An 18,683-nucleotide genomic window follows, 5' to 3' on the forward strand; every position below is an offset into this window, starting at 1 on the left:
AGTGCCTTCATTCTTCTTTTTTACATATAGAAAAGAGATTTATTATACTTTTATTTTTTACACATATTTGGTATAATATAATGTATATGATAATTATTTTACATTTTAGAAAGGGTGTAAGTTTTGAAAGATTTATACGAAGTTTTAGAGATAGAATCAACTGCGACTGAAGCGGAGATCAAAACTCAATATAGGAAGCTTGCAAAGAAGTACCATCCAGACCTTAATCCAGGTGATGAAGAGGCTGAAGCAAGATTTAAGGAGATATCTGCCGCATATGAAATCTTAGGCAATGCTGAGAAGAGAAAGCAATATGACACATATGGTGAGTCTATGTTTCAAAATGGAGGCACTGGATCTGGCGGTTTCGGTGGTTTCACTGACGATATATTTGGTGACATCTTTGATATATTTGGAGGCGGCTTTGGCGGCTTCTCGTCGTCTGCGTCGCAAAGCAAAAGGCCAATGTACGGAGAGGATGTAAGATATAACCTTACTATAGACCTAGAAGATGTTTTAAACGGCACTCAAAGAGAGATTGAAATAGAGAGAGTCGAAGAGTGCTCACATTGCCACGGAAGCGGAGCCAAGGACGAGAACAGCAAAAAGACTTGCTCTACTTGTTCAGGCAGAGGCACAGTTAGAAATGAGAGAAGAACAGCCTTTGGCGTCTTCGTTCAAACAGATGTTTGTCCAGACTGTCATGGCACAGGTGAGATAATTACTGAAGAGTGCCCACACTGCCATGGTCATGGAACTGAAAAGAAGAAGAAAAAGATTCTTGTTAAGGTACCAAAGGGCGTTCGTGAAGACAGCGTAATTAGCATAAGAGGCGAAGGAAGCGTTGGTAAGAATGGCGGACCAAATGGTGATCTAAACGTTTACATCGACATAAGAGAAAATAAAAAATTCAAACGTAGCGGCGATGATTTATACACAAGCGTTAGCATAAATTATTTACAAGCGGTTTTAGGTGACCAAATTGAAGTTGATACGCTTGATGGAAAGGTTAAATTAACTATACCTGAGGGAACGCAAAGCCATACTAAATTTAAGATAGCAAACAAGGGTTTATATCCACTACACAAAAATTACAGATGCGATTTATACGTTGTAGTCAAAGTTGATGTGCCAAAGAATTTGAATGACGAGCAAAAAGAATCATTAATAAATCACTTTAAAGACATGGATTTTGATTACGAGCCAAAGAAGAAAAATTTATTTGAAAAAATAAAAGACAAACTATAGGAGTTAAAATGAATTATAGAGAGATTAAATTAAAATTTAAAAAAGAATATGAAGAGAAGGTCGAAATATTTTTATCAGACCTAGGTATTGACAATATGGCGATTGAAGACCCAGACGATTTAAAAATCTTTCAAGAAAGACAAAACGCTTGGGACTTATACGACGATGACCTAATTAAATTAGAAAAGGGCTATATAAGATTTACCATATATCTAGACGATATAGCTGATAACGACGAGAGAGAAGCCAAGATTAAGGCTCATATCGAAGAGCTTGGCGGAGATTTTTCTAAGGAAATAATTGACGATAGCGATTGGAAAAACAATTGGAAGAAGTTTTTCAAGATTTTAAAGCCAAACAAAACTATAGTCATAGTGCCAACTTGGGAAGAGTACGAAAAGAAAGATGGGGAAGAAATCATCAAATTAGAGCCGGGCATGGCCTTTGGAACTGGATCACACGAGACAACGTCACTATGTATAAAGAAACTTGAAGAGTACATGAAGCCTGGTATGAAAGTTCTTGACATAGGTACAGGCAGCGGCATACTATCGATAGCAGCGTCAAAGCTAGGCGCGAGTGAAGTTTTAGGCGTTGACATAGACCCGATGAGCGTATATATTGCTAATGAAAATAAAAAGTTAAATGAAGTTACTAATGCAAATTTCATTGTCGGAGACCTACTTTCAAAAGTTAAGGACAAATACGATATAGTCGTTTCAAATATACTTGCAGAAGTCATAGTCACTATGACAGGTGATTTACACAAGTTTTTAAACAAGGACGGAATTTTCATTTCCTCAGGCATATTAAAAGTTAAGTCCGCCATGGTTATCGACTCACTTGAAGCAAACGGTTTTGATATATTAAACGTCGAAGACCTAAACGAATGGACTTCAATCGTAGCTAAACATGCATAGATTTTTCGCAGAAAAAAAGGACGAAGACCTTTTATACTTAGCAAAAGAAGATATAAAGCACTTCAAGGAAGTTTTAAGGATAAAGGATGACGAAGAAGTCGAAGTCTACATTGATGGCAGTGGCTATATCGCTGTTTTTAACTCATATACAAAGGATGAATTGTCTCTTAAAATACTTTCTGAGATAAATGAAAAATATGAGTCAGATCTAAAAATCACCTTGTTTCAGAGCCTAGTAAAGTCTGATAAGATGGACTTTATTATACAAAAAGCTATAGAAATGGGTGCTTATGGCATAGTGCCTATCGAGACTAAGAGGTCTATTGTCAAGAAAAAAGATATAAAAGATAAAAAGCGAGATCGATATAGAAATATCGCAAAGGCTGCAGCAATGCAGTCAAAGCGTGAGTTTATCCCAAATGTTTCTGATGCGATGAAGCTAGATGAAGCAAAAGAAATTTTAGATGGCTTTGACTTAGTTTTAATTGCTTATGAAGATGAGCTTGATAATAGCATAAAAAATTATGATATCAAAAATAAAAAGAATATCGCCATCGTCGTAGGACCTGAGGGCGGCTTCGACATAAGCGAGATAGATGAGCTTAAGAACTTTGGCTACAAATCCATTAGCCTAGGAAAGAGAATACTAAGAGCAGAGACAGCTCCAATAGCGCTACTAACCATGCTTTACTACGAATTTAACGGAAGTGGTCTTTTATGATGAAGGTTTATGTACAAAACTTGGGCTGCAAAGTAAATTTATATGAGGCTCAAGCGATAAAAAATTCTTTTGAGCAAAAGGGCTACGAGGTCAAGGAAGATTTTGACGATATCGATGTTTATGTAATTAATACTTGTACTGTCACAAACAAGTCTGACTCGAAGTCAAGGCAGATGATATCTAAAGTCAAGAAGAAAAATCCTGATGCCATAGTCATCATTTGCGGCTGCTATAGCCAGATTAATGCTAAAGAGATAGAAGAGATGGATATAGCGGATATCATAGTCGGCACACAAGGCAGAAACAAGATAGTAGAGTACTTAGAAGAATATTTGGACCTTGGCGAGAAGAAAAATTATGTTGAAGATAATATCGACAAAAACTATGAGGAACTGCTTTTTGATAAAAATTTCGATAGCACTAGAGCCTTTATTAAGATAGAGGACGGCTGCAACAACTTTTGTTCCTATTGCATAATACCATACGCAAGAGGAAGAGTTCGCTCGAGAAAGGCAGATAGCATTATTAAAGAGATAACCTCACTCGTTAAGGACGGCTACAAAGAATTTGTCATCACAGGTATACAGATTACTGATTATGAAGATGATGGCATTGATCTAATAAAGCTATTAGAAATGATAGATGAAGTGCTTGGCGTAGAAAGACTAAGACTTGGTTCAATTCAGCCAAAGTTATTAAAGGATGAAACGGTAGAGAGACTTGCCGCTCTAAAGCACTTGCAGCATCAATTTCATCTATCCTTACAAAGCGGCTCAAACAAAGTCCTTAAGCTAATGAATAGGAAATACACGAGAGAAGACTATATAGAAAATACAGAGAAGATATATAAGGCAATGCCAGACGCTGCCATTACTACAGACATCATAGTTGGCTTTCCTGGGGAAGACGATGAGGACTTTAAGGAGTCCATTGATATAGTAAAAAAGGTAAATTTCCTAAAGGTTCATGTCTTTAGATACTCAAGACGTAAGGGGACTAAGGCTTACGATATGCCTGATCAAGTTCCTGAGAGTATTAAGAAAGACAGAGCAGAAATACTTGATGAGTATCAAGAGGCGTCGAGACATATATTTATAAATAAATTTATTGGGAATGAATTTGAAGTCTTGTTCGAAGAGAAAAAGGATGAGTACTTTGAAGGCTACACATCAAATTACATCAGAGCTTATCTTAAAACAGATGAAGATCTTCATAACCATGTAATAAAAGTAAAGGCAGTAGAAAGATTTAAAGACGGAGTTTTAGTAGAAAGGATTTGATTTTATGGATTGTTTATTTTGTAAGATCATAGAAGGATCTATTCCTTCTGAAAAAGTTTATGAAGACGATATGATGCTTTGCTTCAAGGACATCAACCCAACATGCCCAGTGCATGTGCTTATGGTGCCTAAAAAGCATATTGCGTCTCTTGATGAACTTACAGACGATGACAACGAAGTCATAGCTCACATGATGCTTAAAGTTAAGGATATAGCTAAGACTATGGGCCTTGACAATGGCTACAGACTAGTCATCAATACAGGTGAAGACGGTCAACAAAGTGTCAAACACTTACACATGCATTTAATAGGCGGCAGAAAACTTAATTGGCCAGCAGGTTAAAATCAAGAAAAATAGCAAAAAATAGCAAAAAAAACTTGAAAAAGCTTTAGATATGTTGTATAATATTTGTAACTTAGTCATAAATGATAGTAATTGTTTTATGAGGGGAGGGATACTATGACAGAAATAAGAGTTAGAGAAGACGAATCACTTGATAACGCACTTAAGAGATTCAAAAGACAATGCGCAAGATCAGGCGTCTTAGGAGAAGTTAGAAAAAGAGAACACTATGAAAAACCAAGTGTAAGACGTAAACTAAAATCTGAAGCAGCTAGAAGGAAAAAACATCAAAAGTTTTAACTTAAATTTATTTGAAAGAAATGAAGGTGTATGATGTCCCTTAAAAACGAATTAAAAAGTAGATATATAGAATCTATGAAAAATAAAGATACGATCATTAAAAACACTATCATGATGGTTAACTCAGCTATAAAACAAAGCGAAGTTGACCAAAGAAAAGAACTAAGTGACCAAGACATTATAGCAATAATACAAAAGCAAATAAAGGAAAAGAAAGGCGCTCTACCAGAATTTGAAAAAGGTAATAGAGCGGACCTAGTTGAACAGACTAAAAAAGAAATAGAAATTCTTATGGAGTACGTACCAAAGGAACTTTCTGAAGAAGAGATTAAAACTATAATCAATGAAACTTGCGAAGAGCTTGGAGACAAAGGAGCTAACTTTGGCTTAGTCATGAAGACTGTTATGTCTAAAGTTAAAGGCAGGGCAGATGGATCATTAGTTACAAATCTTGTTAAAGAATATCTAGCCGGTGCAAAATAGCATCGGTTTTTTCTTGTGATGGGCCTTAGCCCACGATATTTTATACAAAGGGAGGATATTATGAAATTTGTAAAAACTTTAAGCAAAAGAAACTTATTAAAAACAGCTAAGCACGGCGGATGCGGTGAATGCCAAACTTCATGCCAATCAGCTTGTAAGACATCTTGCACAGTTGGTAACCAAAAGTGCGAAAATAAGAAAAATCATAAATAGGCTTTGATGTACGATATTAATTTAATACATAAGTTCTATCTTAATGATAAGTATGTAATCTTAGACATATACAGTGGTGCTGTACACGTAGTAGATGAGATTGTATACGACTTAGTAGATTATATGTCCAAAGGCTTAGATGAAGCTTTAGAAGGACTATCTAATAAGTATGAAGCTTGTGATATTAAAACTGCTTTTAAGGAAGTAGAAGAATTATACAAAGAAGGCTTGTTATTTACTGAGCCTATAAAGGAGACTGAACTAGACTTAAGTAAATACAACATTGTAAAGGCTCTTTGCCTACACGTTTCACACGACTGTAACCTTAGATGCAAGTACTGTTTTGCGTCTCAAGGCGATTTTAAGGGCAAAAGAGAGCTTATGAGCGTCGAAGTAGGTAAAAAAGCTTTGATTTTTTTAGTTCAAAACTCTGGCAATAGAAGAAACTTAGAGGTTGACTTCTTCGGTGGAGAACCACTAATGAACTTTGATGTTGTCAAAGAGCTTGTTACTTACGGAAGAAGCTTAGAAAAAGAATACGATAAGAATTTTAGATTCACTTTAACTACAAACTGCGTCTTATTAGACGATGAAATTATTGATTATTTAAATGAAAATATGTCAAATGTAGTTCTAAGTATAGACGGAAGAAAATCTGTTAATGATGAAATGCGTCCAACTACTAATGGAAAGGGTTCTTATGACTTAATTGTTCCAAAGATTAAACGCTTTGTTGAAAAAAGAGGCGATAAGGACTACTACATCAGAGGTACATTTACATCAGAAAACTTAGACTTTTCAGAAGACGTATTAGATTTCTACAATAACGGTTTTAAGAAGACATCTATGGAACCGGTTGTAACAGACCAAAATGAGCCATATGCAATAAGACCAGAACATGTAGAAAGAATAAAAGAAGAGTACGAAAAATTATCCAGAGAATACATCAAGATTAAGAAAAAAGATGATGATTTTCTATTCTTCCACTTTATGATAGACTTAGATCAAGGACCATGTTTGATTAAGAGATCCATAGGCTGCGGAGCGGGCTGCGAATACCTTGCTGTAACACCTAAGGGAGATCTTTATCCTTGTCATCAGTTTGTAGGTGAAGAGCAATTCAAGATTGGAACCGTTTTTGACGGCGTTACAAAAACTGATTTAAGAGAAGAATTTAAAAAGTCAAATGTATTTAATAAAAAAGACTGCCAAGAATGCTGGGCAAAGTTCTACTGCTCAGGCGGCTGTCACGCTAATTCATACTACAATACTGGCAATATAAACGGAAACTTTGAGATAGGCTGTGAATTAGAAAGAAAAAGAATAGAATGTGCAATCTCAGTTATTGCAAATTTAGATTAGGAGGCCAAAATGAAAAAGTTAAGCACACTTAAGATTGTGATAACAGTCATTTTAATTGCCTGCTTTGCATTAGTAGCTGTATTCGGCTTTAACTTTGCTGGATACGAAATAAAGAGCGCTAAAGACTCTATTAACTTAGGTCTGGACTTAGCTGGTGGGGTATATGTACTTCTTGAAGCTGACACAGACAAAACAGGTGAAGAGCTTAGCAAAGCTATGGAACAATCAAAGGCAATTATACAACAAAGAGTTGACGGTTTAGGAATTTCTGAACCTAACATATCTATAGAAGGTTCAAACAGAATTTCAATTGAACTAGCAGGTGCTAAGAATGCACAAGACGCAATCGAAACTATAGGTAAAACTGCTCAATTACAATTTATCGATCCAGATAACAATGTAATTTTAACAGGTAAAAACATTAAAGAATCAAAAGTTGTTTACTCACAAGACAATCTTGGTAAATCAACACCAGTAGTTTCAATGGAGCTTGACGAAGAAGGAACTCAAAAGTTCGCTGAAGCAACTACTAAGCTATATAATGAAACAGAACCAGAAAAGAAAATCCTTAAGATAGTTCTAGACGGTGAAGTTATTTCTGCACCTATAGTACAAAATTCACCTATTACAGATGGTAAGCCAATCATCGAAGGCGGATCAAAGGGATTCACAGTTGAAGAAGCATCAAAACTTGCTACACTAATCAGAGCAGGTGCGCTTCCTATCGAGCTAAAAGAAGTTAGATCAGAAATCATCGGCGCTTCACTAGGTATAGACGCATTTGACAACTCAATGAAGGCAATAGTAATTTCTATATTATTAATAAGTATACTACTAATCATAGTTTATAAGATCCCTGGTATAGTAGCAGCAATCTCACTAGTTGCATATACATTACTAGTTATGCTAGCATTTATCATATTCCATATCAAACTATCACTACCAGGTATATGCGGTTTACTACTATCAATAGGTATGGCAGTAGATGCTAACTGTATCATCTACGAAAGAATTAGAGAAGAATTACTTAATGGTAAGACAGTAAGATCATCTGTTGATGCAGGCTTCAAGAAAGCCATCGCAACTATCATGGATTCAAACATCACAACTATCATCGCAGGCGTTGTACTTTATGTTTATGGTATCGGTTCAATCAGAGGTTTTGGTATTACACTTATCATAGGTATAGTCGTTTCATTATTGACAGCAGTTGTATTGACAAAATTCTTATTAAAGAACTTTGCTCAAATCACAGCTAATGACAATAAAAAGGCATATGGAGCATAGGAGGTAAATATGATTAATTTTAACAAATTGAAAAAGTTTTTTGCTCCAATACCATTCATAGTTATCATCGCAGGTATCATAGGATTCTGTATCAATGGTTTTAACTACGGTATCGACTTCTCAGGTGGTACTATCATGAGAATCAATGCTGGGCAATTTATTGAAGAAGAAAAAGTTTATGATATAGTTAACAAAGTTGACAATGGAGCAAGCGTTGTATATGCAGGTGCTAACAAAGAAACTGTAGTTATCAAGTCCACACTTGCATTAACAAACGAACAAAAGAACCAAATCAGCCGTGCATTTGTTGATGAATACAAGGTTGACAGAAACAATATCGAAGACACAACTACTGGTCCATCAATCAGTAGAGAAATTAGACAAAAAGCTGTTATATCCATCATCATCGCATCAATCTTAATGCTTATCTACGTAACATTTAGATTTGAATGGAAATATGGTGTTGCAGCAGTATTTGCTCTAATCGTTGACGTTTTAGTTATAGTAGCAACATACGGCATATTTAACCTACAAATCGATTCATCATTAATCGCAGCTACACTAACTATCGTAGGTTACTCAATCAACGCAACTATCGTTATCTTTGATAGATTCAGAGAAAACAAAAGAATGTATCCAAAGATGGAAAACGCTGAACTTATTGAAACATCACTTAACTCAACATTTAGAAGAACAGTATTAACAACAGTTACAACACTTATCGCAGTTGTTGTTTTATACATCACAGGTGGCCACGTAATCGAAGCACTTTGTATCCCACTACTTGTTGGTATCGTTGAAGGTATGATTTCATCAACATTCATCGCACCATATACTTGGGGACTACTTGAAAAGAACTTTGGCCATGGCGCAAAGAGCAAAAGAGCTTAATTAAACTTATACAAGGGGAGACGACGAGTCTCCCTATTTTTATAAAAATATTAATTAAGTATTATAATTATTGTGAATTGGGTATTAATGTATTAAGTTAATGAATAGTAAATAGTTTTGATATAAGAACTATTAATATCAAAGGGAGGTTATTATGACAGATATTTTAAAGGGTAAACCCGTAGCAGATATGATTAAAGCTGATATGAGTAAAAAGATTGAGGACTTCCGTGCAAAAGGCATAGCACCAAAGATCGCTATAGTAAGGCTAGGCGAAGACCCAAGCGACATATCATATGAAAAGGCGATACTAAAGGTTAGTGCAAACTTAAATATCGATTCAGAAGTATTTAACATTGCGAGAGAATCAACAACTGAGGAGCTTCTTGCCCTTATGGACAAGCTAAACAAGGACGATAAAGTGCATGGCATACTTGTATTTAGACCACTTCCTAAGCAAATAGATGCAGAAAAAGTTGCTGCCTTCATCAATCCAGATAAGGACATTGACTGCATGAACCCAATTAATCTAGAAGCAATATTTGAAGGCAAGAAAGATAGCTTTGAACCAGCAACTCCAAGAGCAGCTGTTGAAATACTTGGCAGAACTGGATATGACTACACGGGCAAGAACGCTGTTATAATCAATCGTTCCATGGTAGTTGGTAAGCCACTTGCTATGATGCTACTTAATGAGAATGCCACAGTTACTATCTGCCACTCAAAGACAAAGGATTTAAAGGCAGCTTGCAAGAACGCAGAGGTAGTATTCACAGCGCTTGGTAGAGCGAAGATGCTTGATAAGTCTTACTTCAATGAAGACTCTATCATTATAGACGTCGGAGTAAGTATGGACAAGGACGGCAAGATTAGTGGTGACGCTGATTATGACAATCTTCTTGATTATGTAGCAAAGATAACACCAGTACCAGGCGGAGTAGGTAGCATAACAACTACAATACTTCTAAATCAAGTGCTAAAGGCAGTAGAAAAACAAAACAAATAAAAAATAAATATCAGAATAAAAATAAGTGCTAAGCAAAATTAAATGCTTGGCACTTTTTCATATGCAGATTAAATTATTTAAACGAGAAAAGATATATCTCTTCGCTAGTCACATCTGGATTTATTGCCATAGTGATGGCATATACCTTGTTTAATCCATCTTCTTCTTTTGTTAGCACTTCTTTTAGGACCACTGGATTTGCATCATAAATACTTATTCTATCTTCATCATCAGTAGAAAATTCTTGCTTTGCTACTTTCCATTCGTCTCTGTTCTTCCAGTATATAGTGCCGTGATACTTATCATTTTCATCCAGTCTTACAGTTTTTACATATACACTTGGCGCTAAAAAACTGTTTCTAAGATTGATACCAGCATCATGTTCAAGCGGCTTAGTAATATCTACGTAGCCCTTCTTTACGAACTTTTCAATGTTTGGCTCTTCAAGTGAGGCAAAGTCTTTCATCTCCTTCGAAACTCTAGCTAAATCTATTTTACTCGACTTAGATATAAAATATATAGCTAGCGCAGCTACAATCAGTATTATAGCAAGTATTATCCAATACTTTTTTAATGATTTTTCATTGCTCATATTACTTTACCATCACTAGATAAAGACTCGCACTATCAAGGGTTGCTAAATCGTGATAGTATGTGTATTGATATTGACCATATTGATATACATCAACTTTACAATGTTCTATTTTATAAGTTTGATCTGCCTTAATCCTATAATAATGATTATCAGCAGGTATATTTACAGCATATGCAGCTGGACTTTCACTTGCAAAACCAACAGAAATAGAAACGCTTATATGGCCCCAGCTTGCACCTATACCAATACTTATACTTGAGCCTTTTGTAAAATCTACATATACCGAACCTCCTGTTCGCATATTTATACCTGTTGGTAATTGACCTTCAGGAACAGTTGTTTTAGTTACATATTCAGTAGCAACTGTTTGGGCTTTTTCATATTCTCCATAACGTAATAAATTCTCATTATTTTTGGCACTAACAATGTTGACATTACAAATTATTAATAATATTGACAATATTATTGATATAGTTTTTTTCATAAAATAACCTTCTTTCTAAAACTAATAATTATTCAAGGGCTAGCAAATTTACACCTCCTTAATTGATGTATTTGAATAATCAGACTTAAAAATCTTTCCCCTATTAACATATTACCCAAATCTATCAAATTTAATCATTGAAAATTTTAATATAATCAGATAAAACTATAGAATATTTTATAGAAAAAACAAGGCCTAAATTAGGCCTTGTCAGAGTGAAGACAAACCCAGGAATTTTTTCCTGGGTTTGCTTATTTTTATTAAATTTAGTAAAAAATCAAATTTTTTATGTATTTTTGCAAATAAACGAGTAAATACCTCCTTATTTGGATCCATCCTATACATCATTAGTGCTAGTTTTTTCATATTTAAGCATGCAAAAGTAAGCGCAGCTTTCATATCCATCTTAGCTTTGCCCTTCATGTTTGTATATCTAAAACTATGATACTCTTTTGCGCTTCCAAATTGTCTTTCTATTGTTTCTTTTCTTCTTGCGTATTCTTTCTTGCCTTGATTTGTATATCTATATTCTTCTGTTATGTCAAGGTAGTCTTGCCATATATGTCTTGTTATTACTTTTTGTTTGTTTTTACTATGTGTGCATCTATCTATGTTAGGACAGTTCTTGCAGTCGTTTATATCACTTTTATACTGTCTGTATCCTTCTCTATCTGTAGTTTTGTAATTTAAAAGTTTTCCTTGTGGACATATGTAGCAGTCATAATATTCGTCGTATATGTAGTCTCTTTTGTAGTATGGATTTTCTATTTGTAAGTTTCTCTTTTGTCTTGTATATGGAAATACTGGGAGTATTTTATCGTCTATTAATGTTTTTGCTATGGCTGGTATTTTGTAACCTGCATCCATAACTATCTTTTGGGGTTTCATCTTTTTTAGTTTTTCTTCATAGAATGGTAAAAATGTTGTGCTGTCATGTAAATTTCCTGGAAATGATTTGTATGCTAGTATCCAGCCGTTTTTATCGCATGATGTTTCTACGCAATAGGCGAATACTTCTTTATGTTCTCCTTTGTGAAAGAGGCCGCTTTCTGGATCTGTTGTTGACTGAACTATCGTTTGCCTCTCTTTATCTTCTTTCTCTTTTAAGGGCTTTTTTCCGTTTTCTTCTCTTTCTTGTGCTATTTCTTTGTCTAGCTGTGCTTGATATCTTCTTGCTTTTTTCTCTATTGTTACTTTTTTGTTTTTATGTCTGTTTGCATGTGCTTTAACATGTGTTGAGTCTACGAATTGAATCTTCTCATCCACAAAACCTTGTTCTAGTGCTTGGTTTAATATGTTTTGGAAGATGTTTTCAAATATGTCTGTATCTTTGAATCTTCTTCTATAGTTTTGGCTGAATGTTGTAAAGTGTGGAATCTTGTCGTAGAAGTCATATCCTAAAAACCATCTGTATGCAATGTTTACTTCTATCTCTTTTATTGTTTGCCTTATGCTTCTTATGTTGAATAGGTATTGTATGAATATTATCTTCATTAGCACTACTGGATCTATGCTTGGTCTTCCGTTATCTAATGAGTATTTATCTTCTACTAAATCATAGATAAAGTCAAAGTCTATATACTTATTGATCTTTCTTAGTATGTGTTCTTGTGGAACTAATTCTTCAACTGAAATTATTTGTGCTTGATCTGTTTTTGATTTACTATTTTTATGTAACATTTTATCACCTTCTATGTATTATATATACCCAATAGATGTGTATTTTAAGAGGTTTTCAAGTAAAAAAGTAGGCGTATTTTTATAAAAATACGCCTACTTTGTCAACAGTCTGACAAGGCCTAAATTAGGCCTTGTTTCTTCTATTTATAGCTATGGTAATATTTTTACTTTACCTTCATTATTTGAATTATTATCAGTATTTGTATCGTTTTCCTTAGGTTCTTTTTCGCCGTTGTCACCATTATTATGATCGATAACATCTGTAATTATCTCGTTCCAATCCGTATTGCCATTAGGATTGTCTGGATCTATACCATGCTCTTGATTATACTTATCTAAATCCTCTTGAGTATCCGAGGCGATAGGTGGGTAGTAGCTATAGTCCTTAGGTATGATACCATTGTGTTTAGCAGGATTGTATGCTGGGTTCAGTGCAGTGAAGACCTTGGTAATCTTTAACTCTTCCGGTGTAAACTCAGTTGCAATTTTATTATTTGATGAGTTTACCTCTAATGAAACGTGAACGTCACATGTATCTTTTGGCTCGGTTCCTTTGGCAAATATCTCTTGTTTAACGACGCCTCTTGGGTCAGAGGAGCAAAGCGAGCTTGGCTTTTTACCAGACTTAGTACATACGTAAGCCTTCACTATGCCTTCTGGCTCAGCGAATTGAGGTTTGCTTTCTTTATCTTGATGTATCTTCGTCATTATGTGGCCCCAAAGTTTTGCTGCTAGCCATGAGCTTTGAGGTATAGTGATCTTAGGCGAGTCATTACCCATCCATGTTCCAGTTGCGTAGTAATTAGAGAAACCTACAAACCAGAAGTCTGCCTTGTAGTCAGTTGTACCAGTTTTACCAGCTGTGGCTTGTCCTTTTACTACTGCGTTTCCGCCAGTATGTTCGTAAGCAGTTGATCTAAGTACATCCTTCATGATATAAGCAATTTGTGGGCTTACGACTCTTCTTTGTTTAGGCTCTTTATCAAGGACTATATTGCCGTCCTTATCTAAAACCTTAGTGTATATAGTCGGTTCGATGTAAACGCCGTCATTAGCGATTGCAGCATAAGCAGCAGTCATCTCAAGTGGGCTAACACCCTTTGTCATACCACCAAGAGCTAGAGCAGCAAGGTTTTCATCGTTGTGAGTTTTGTTTTCACTAGCCTCTACAAAATTATCTTTGCTTGGATTTTCTTCGTCAATTAGACCTAGTAGCTTTAGATATTTTATAGAAGTAGGTATACCAATCTTTTTCAAAGTTCTAGCAGAACTTACGTTTATGGAGTAGATTAGTGATTCTCTAAGAGTTGTGATACCTTTAAAACCAGTATAAACGTTCTTTGGCCATACCTTGCCTTCACCTGTTACCAATGGCACGTCAAGTATTGGTGATGCTGCTGTAAAGCCATTGTCAAGAGCAGGTAAGTATACTGCTATAGGCTTTATAGACGAGCCTGGTTGTCTAGTCGTGTCAGTAGCTCTATTCAAAATTCTATTGCCTTTTACGTCACGACCGCCTATCATGGCAACTATGTGACCAGTTTTGTAGTCAATAACTACAGTTGCTGACTGTGGTTGAACTAGACCAGTCTTATTATTATAGAAATAGTCTGGACTTATGAATAAGTTGCCAGCCTCATTAACTTTATAGAAGCCAGCGTTATTTTTAAAGAATTCTGCTTTAATAATTAAGCTGTGTTTAGCTTGTCTTAAGTAGTAAGCATCAGGCACTGCAAGACCGCCAACTCTGTGAGTTAGAAGGTTCTTCGCATCGTCAATAGTGTAGTAGTCTTGTATATCAGTTGATTTATTATATGCAAAGACCCTTGGGCTCGTGATAGTTAAATCACCGTTATCAGCTATGCTAAACTCGCCCTTTGGTATGAATAAGTAGCCATCGTCAGTAAGTAGATTTGCCTTCTTTAAATAAACCATATTACCGTTCTTATCAACGATATTGCCAGACTTATCAAGGTTTCTGTCAACAAGCAGTGGAGCCTTGTATCTTGATACGTCGCCAAGAAGTATGCCGTTGAAGTTTCTGTTGACCTCGTCAAGATCCTTTTGCATCTTGGTGTCAATAGTTGAGTAAATTCTTAAACCGCCTGTGAATAGTCTTTCTTGAGCCTTTTGCTTAGTAATTTGATACTTATCCATCAAGTCTTCAACGACCTGATTCTTAACGTAGTCGCTCGCATAGCTTGTGATCTCAGTTTGCTTCTTTTCACTTGGTTTTAAGCTTGCTACTATATCAAAATTAATTGCTTCATCGTATTCAGCTTGAGATATTTTTTCAAGCTCAAGCATCTTTTTAAGAATTACCTTTTGTCTTTCAACAGATTTTGTGTTAAATACAAGGATGTATTTTTCACCTAATATTTCAGTTTCGCCAACCTTTCTCATAGTCGCCTCATCAAACTTAAGTGGGCTGACTCTGTAGAAAGGCTGATATATATTTGGTCCTTTAACAACGCCAGCAAGTAGAGCAGCTTGAGCGATGTTTATCTCATCAACATTCTTAGAGAAATATGTTCTTGAAGCCTCTTGAACACCATAGGAGTTTTGGCCAAGAGAAATCATATTCAAGTAAGACTCAAGTATTTGATCTTTGCTAAGCTTTGTCTCTAAGTTAAGGGCAAGATATATTTCCTTAAGCTTTCTTGTAAGCGTTTGCTCATTAGAAAGGTAAGTATTTTTGATTAGCTGCTGAGTGATAGTTGACGCGCCACGTACAACGCCACCAGCCTTAAAGTTTTCATATAGAGATGACATGATACCCTTAGGGTCAACGCCAGGGTGATTGTAGAATCTTTCGTCTTCGATGCTTATAAAGGCGTCCTTCAAATATTGAGGCACCTTCGATAGCTTAACAAAAGTTCTGTACTCGGCAGTCTCTACCTTTTCTAGTAAATTATTATCCTTATCAAATATAAGAGACGTCTCTTCAAAGCCACTGTTAATTGCATAAGGGTCAATCTCAGGGGCAGTAGTAAGTATATTAACAAAAGCGAGGCCAACAGAGCCGGCAAATAGAGTTAATGATATAAGCACAGTCATAAGCATAATGACTATGAGCTTCTTAAGCGTAAACCTCGGCTTTCTTCTTCGTTTATTATTAGACATATTATCACTCCTAATATAATATATACTTGTATTATACCACATATTAGAGATTTTGGTATATATTTTAAGAAAAATAAATATATTTTGACATTTAACTCGGGCTTTGGTATAATTACAAAAGAGGTGCTATATGGAAAGAGCAATTATATATACAATTGAATTTGATTCAAAGACTGATGAGTATCTTGATGAGCTTGAAGCGCTTCTTGAGGCGTGTGACGCTGAAGCTATAGTCAGAGTGAAGCAAAGTAAGGACGTTTTAAACCCGCGCTACTACATGGGCAAGGGTAAGCTTAATGAGATTAAAACTCTTATCAAAGCGAATGACATTGACTTACTTGTTGTTAATGACGAGCTAAGCGGCGTTCAAACAAGAAACTTAGAGGACGAACTCGATATAAAAGTGGTCGACAGGACTAATCTTATCTTGGACATCTTTGCTCTAAGAGCTGAAACTGTTGAAGCAAAGCTACAAGTGGAGCTTGCTCAGCTATCATATAGACTGCCAAGGCTTGTCGGTATGAATAACTATCTATCAAGAGAAGGCGGCGGCATCGGCACAAGAGGTCCCGGCGAACAAAAGCTTGAAACTGACAGACGTCACATACAAGAACAAATCGATAGAATCAAAAATAAATTAAAGGAAGCTCAAAAGTCTAGGGACAATATCTCGAGAAAGAGAAACGAGAGCGATGTGCCATATGTAAGCATCATCGGCTACACTAACTGCGGCAAATCTACTATATTAAATAGCATGATTAGGCTTTCTGAGAGCGGTGCGAAGGAAGTTTTGGCTAAGGATATGCTATTTGCCACATTACAAACTTTTGTTAGGAAGATAAAATTCTCCACTAGATCAGAATTTATTGCCTCAGACACTGTAGGTTTTGTATCGAATTTGCCAACAAAGCTAGTTGAAGCCTTTAAAGGCACTTTGGAAGAGCTAAAGTATGCGGATTTGATACTACATGTGGTTGATATATCTGACGAGAACATGGATTTACAGATTGAGACGACACTTGAATTAATGAAGTCCTTAGGACTTATGGACAAAAAAGTTTTAAGGGTATATAATAAGGTAGACAAACTTGATGAGCATAGAAGGGCCACTTTAAATGACACAGATGACATCATCTATATATCAGCAAAAAATGATGAGGACGTTAAAAAGCTTATAGATAAGATAGAGTCAGTACTTAAAGAGGATTACAAAGAAGTCACAATGAAAGTGCCTTTCAAGGACAGCGCCCTTGTGGATAGGCTAAAAAAGAGCTATGCAGTAGAAGTTACAAAGTACGACGAAGCTTCAATGTACATAAAAGCGAAGCTTTCACAAATTGATTACAATAAATATAAAGAATATGTCTGCGAATAATGAGTACAAATCGGTTCTGGAGCTAGTAAGCGCCGAGGACCTGATTAATAAATCAAAGTTCATAGCAAATACAAAGCACGTTACGAGCGAAGATGAGGCCATAGCCTTCATTAACGAGATGAAAGAAAAGTATAAGGACGCGACTCATAACGTTAGTGCCTACATTATTAATGGCAGCATACCCATAAAGCGCTACGATGAGGACGGAGAGCCACAAGGCTCATCTGCAAGACCCATACTAGGCGTTATGGATGTGGAGGGGCTATCAAACATAGTCTGCGTCGTAACTAGGTACTTTGGCGGGATTAAGCTTGGCGTTGGAGGCCTTGTAAGAGCTTACTCAGGCGCATTTAAGAAGAGCATCGAAGGCAAAATTTATGACTACGGCAGATTTCTTAAGTATAGACTGACATTCCCATACGCAGAGTTTGACAAGATTAAGAACCATCTATCGCATACGGTTTATGATTTAGATAATTTAGAGTATATGGAAAATATTAGCGCTGACATATATATAAAGGAAGAGGATAGCGAAGAACTTTTAGAAACGCTAAAAAATCTTGCCAATCGCGAGCTTGATTATGAGTTTGAAGATGAATATATAAAAGCGCATATTGATAAAAGGATAGTGAAATAATTGAAAGATTATGAAAAAGTAGTCCAAGATATGGTATCTTGGCTAAGAGATAAAAGAGACAAGACTGGCCTAAAAGGAGCGGTTTTCGGGCTTTCGGGCGGCGTTGACTCGGCAGTTGTCGCGGGCATATCGAAACTTGCCTTTGAGGGTGATCACTTAGGCATAGTGATGCCTATACACTCACTTGATGAAGACGAAGTAGATGCAAAATTAGTAGCAGATAAGCTTGGTATTAAGATTAGCAGAGTTGATTTAACTAGTACTTACGATGACTTTGTTAAAAATGCCAAGGCAGAAGAATTTTCAAAGATGAGCTTATCCAATGTAAAGCCAAGGCTTAGGATGACAAATCTTTATCTATATGGACAAAATTTATCATACATGGTAGCCGGCTCATCAAACAAGAGCGAGTACCTAGTCGGTTACTTCACCAAATGGGCAGATAGCGCTTGCGATATATATTTACTTAGAGATTTTTATAAGAGTGAGGTATATGAAATTGCCAAAGTTTTAGGCGTGCCAGATGAAGTCATAAATAAAAAACCATCGGCAGGGCTATGGAAGGGCCAAAGCGATGAGGACGAGCTAGGCGTTTCATATGATGATATAGAAAAATATTTCGAGGGCAAGACCATTGCCATAGAAAAAGAAGAAAGAATAAAAAAGCTATATAATTCAACTCAGCACAAGAGAGTGGATATAGATTATTTTAAAAACATTTATTAGGAGGAATAA

At 35.8% G+C, this 18,683-nt stretch carries 19 protein-coding genes; 15 read left to right on the plus strand and 4 right to left on the minus strand.

Annotated features, from left to right (window positions below; translation table 11 throughout):
- The first annotated feature begins 123 nt into the window (after positions 1-123).
- The 12 genes from dnaJ (at position 124) to BN3004_RS05430 (ending at position 10,054) form a co-directional block, all read left to right on the plus strand.
- The gene (dnaJ, locus tag BN3004_RS05375; protein WP_058260181.1) at positions 124-1,248 is read left to right on the plus strand and encodes a molecular chaperone DnaJ; all 1,125 of its coding nucleotides are present in this window, start codon (positions 124-126) and stop codon (positions 1,246-1,248) included.
- Positions 1,249-1,256: 8 nt separating this feature from the next.
- Entirely contained in the window at positions 1,257-2,168 is a 912-nt protein-coding gene (gene prmA / locus BN3004_RS05380; protein WP_058260182.1) for a 50S ribosomal protein L11 methyltransferase, read from the plus strand.
- The gene (locus BN3004_RS05385) at positions 2,161-2,889 is read left to right on the plus strand and encodes an RsmE family RNA methyltransferase (RefSeq protein WP_058260183.1); all 729 of its coding nucleotides are present in this window, start codon (positions 2,161-2,163) and stop codon (positions 2,887-2,889) included. Before prmA ends, BN3004_RS05385 begins: the two co-directional genes overlap by 8 nt.
- Positions 2,886-4,169 (plus strand): tRNA (N(6)-L-threonylcarbamoyladenosine(37)-C(2))-methylthiotransferase MtaB, encoded by a 1,284-nt coding sequence (gene mtaB / locus BN3004_RS05390; protein ID WP_058260184.1) that lies wholly within the window; start codon positions 2,886-2,888, stop codon positions 4,167-4,169. The genes BN3004_RS05385 and mtaB overlap by 4 nt, the downstream gene beginning before the upstream one ends.
- A gap of 4 nt (positions 4,170-4,173) precedes the next feature.
- Positions 4,174-4,512, plus strand: a complete 339-nt coding sequence (locus tag BN3004_RS05395) for a histidine triad nucleotide-binding protein (protein ID WP_058260185.1) — start codon at positions 4,174-4,176, stop codon at positions 4,510-4,512.
- Positions 4,513-4,629: 117 nt separating this feature from the next.
- On the plus strand, positions 4,630-4,812 hold the full coding sequence (gene rpsU / locus BN3004_RS05400) for a 30S ribosomal protein S21 (protein ID WP_058260186.1): 183 nt from the start codon (positions 4,630-4,632) through the stop codon (positions 4,810-4,812).
- A gap of 33 nt (positions 4,813-4,845) precedes the next feature.
- Entirely contained in the window at positions 4,846-5,295 is a 450-nt protein-coding gene (locus BN3004_RS05405) for a GatB/YqeY domain-containing protein (protein WP_058260187.1), read from the plus strand.
- A gap of 60 nt (positions 5,296-5,355) precedes the next feature.
- On the plus strand, positions 5,356-5,508 hold the full coding sequence (gene scfA, locus BN3004_RS05410; RefSeq protein WP_019213752.1) for a six-cysteine ranthipeptide SCIFF: 153 nt from the start codon (positions 5,356-5,358) through the stop codon (positions 5,506-5,508).
- A gap of 6 nt (positions 5,509-5,514) precedes the next feature.
- Positions 5,515-6,870, plus strand: coding sequence for a thioether cross-link-forming SCIFF peptide maturase (gene scfB / locus BN3004_RS05415; protein WP_058260188.1), 1,356 nt, complete (start codon positions 5,515-5,517; stop codon positions 6,868-6,870).
- A 9-nt stretch (positions 6,871-6,879) separates the two neighbouring features.
- A complete protein-coding gene (gene secD, locus BN3004_RS05420; protein WP_058260189.1) occupies positions 6,880-8,157 on the plus strand; it encodes a protein translocase subunit SecD in 1,278 nt (425 codons plus the stop codon).
- A 9-nt stretch (positions 8,158-8,166) separates the two neighbouring features.
- On the plus strand, positions 8,167-9,048 hold the full coding sequence (secF, locus tag BN3004_RS05425; RefSeq protein ID WP_058260190.1) for a protein translocase subunit SecF: 882 nt from the start codon (positions 8,167-8,169) through the stop codon (positions 9,046-9,048).
- A gap of 154 nt (positions 9,049-9,202) precedes the next feature.
- Positions 9,203-10,054 carry a bifunctional 5,10-methylenetetrahydrofolate dehydrogenase/5,10-methenyltetrahydrofolate cyclohydrolase gene (locus tag BN3004_RS05430; RefSeq protein ID WP_058260191.1) on the plus strand — a complete coding sequence of 284 codons (852 nt, stop codon included), beginning with the start codon at positions 9,203-9,205 and terminating at the stop codon, positions 10,052-10,054.
- A gap of 73 nt (positions 10,055-10,127) precedes the next feature.
- On the opposite strand, the gene BN3004_RS05435 is transcribed toward BN3004_RS05430, so the two are convergent.
- The 4 genes from BN3004_RS05435 to BN3004_RS05450 form a co-directional block, all read right to left on the minus strand.
- The gene (locus BN3004_RS05435) at positions 10,128-10,646 is read right to left on the minus strand and encodes a hypothetical protein (protein WP_058260192.1); all 519 of its coding nucleotides are present in this window, start codon (positions 10,644-10,646) and stop codon (positions 10,128-10,130) included.
- A 1-nt stretch (position 10,647) separates the two neighbouring features.
- Positions 10,648-11,133, minus strand: a complete 486-nt coding sequence (locus BN3004_RS05440) for a hypothetical protein (RefSeq protein ID WP_058260193.1) — start codon at positions 11,131-11,133, stop codon at positions 10,648-10,650.
- Positions 11,134-11,343: 210 nt separating this feature from the next.
- Positions 11,344-12,813 carry an IS1182 family transposase gene (locus tag BN3004_RS05445; protein ID WP_058259270.1) on the minus strand — a complete coding sequence of 490 codons (1,470 nt, stop codon included), beginning with the start codon at positions 12,811-12,813 and terminating at the stop codon, positions 11,344-11,346.
- Positions 12,814-12,963: 150 nt separating this feature from the next.
- Positions 12,964-15,936 (minus strand): penicillin-binding protein 1A, encoded by a 2,973-nt coding sequence (locus tag BN3004_RS05450; RefSeq protein WP_058260194.1) that lies wholly within the window; start codon positions 15,934-15,936, stop codon positions 12,964-12,966.
- A 130-nt stretch (positions 15,937-16,066) separates the two neighbouring features.
- Between BN3004_RS05450 and hflX the strand changes: the two genes are divergently transcribed.
- Genes hflX through nadE form a run of 3 tightly spaced genes read left to right on the plus strand, consistent with a single transcriptional unit; the run spans position 16,067 to position 18,674 of the window.
- On the plus strand, positions 16,067-17,311 hold the full coding sequence (gene hflX / locus BN3004_RS05455) for a GTPase HflX (protein WP_058260195.1): 1,245 nt from the start codon (positions 16,067-16,069) through the stop codon (positions 17,309-17,311).
- Positions 17,298-17,948, plus strand: a complete 651-nt coding sequence (locus BN3004_RS05460) for an IMPACT family protein (RefSeq protein ID WP_148344912.1) — start codon at positions 17,298-17,300, stop codon at positions 17,946-17,948. Before hflX ends, BN3004_RS05460 begins: the two co-directional genes overlap by 14 nt.
- Positions 17,949-18,674 carry an NAD(+) synthase gene (nadE, locus tag BN3004_RS05465; RefSeq protein ID WP_082244099.1) on the plus strand — a complete coding sequence of 242 codons (726 nt, stop codon included), beginning with the start codon at positions 17,949-17,951 and terminating at the stop codon, positions 18,672-18,674. It abuts the gene before it with no gap.
- Positions 18,675-18,683: the final 9 nt, after the last annotated feature.

The organism is Fenollaria timonensis, from assembly GCF_001457835.1.
In the GTDB taxonomy this organism is placed as follows: Bacteria; Bacillota; Clostridia; order Tissierellales; family Peptoniphilaceae; genus Fenollaria; species Fenollaria timonensis.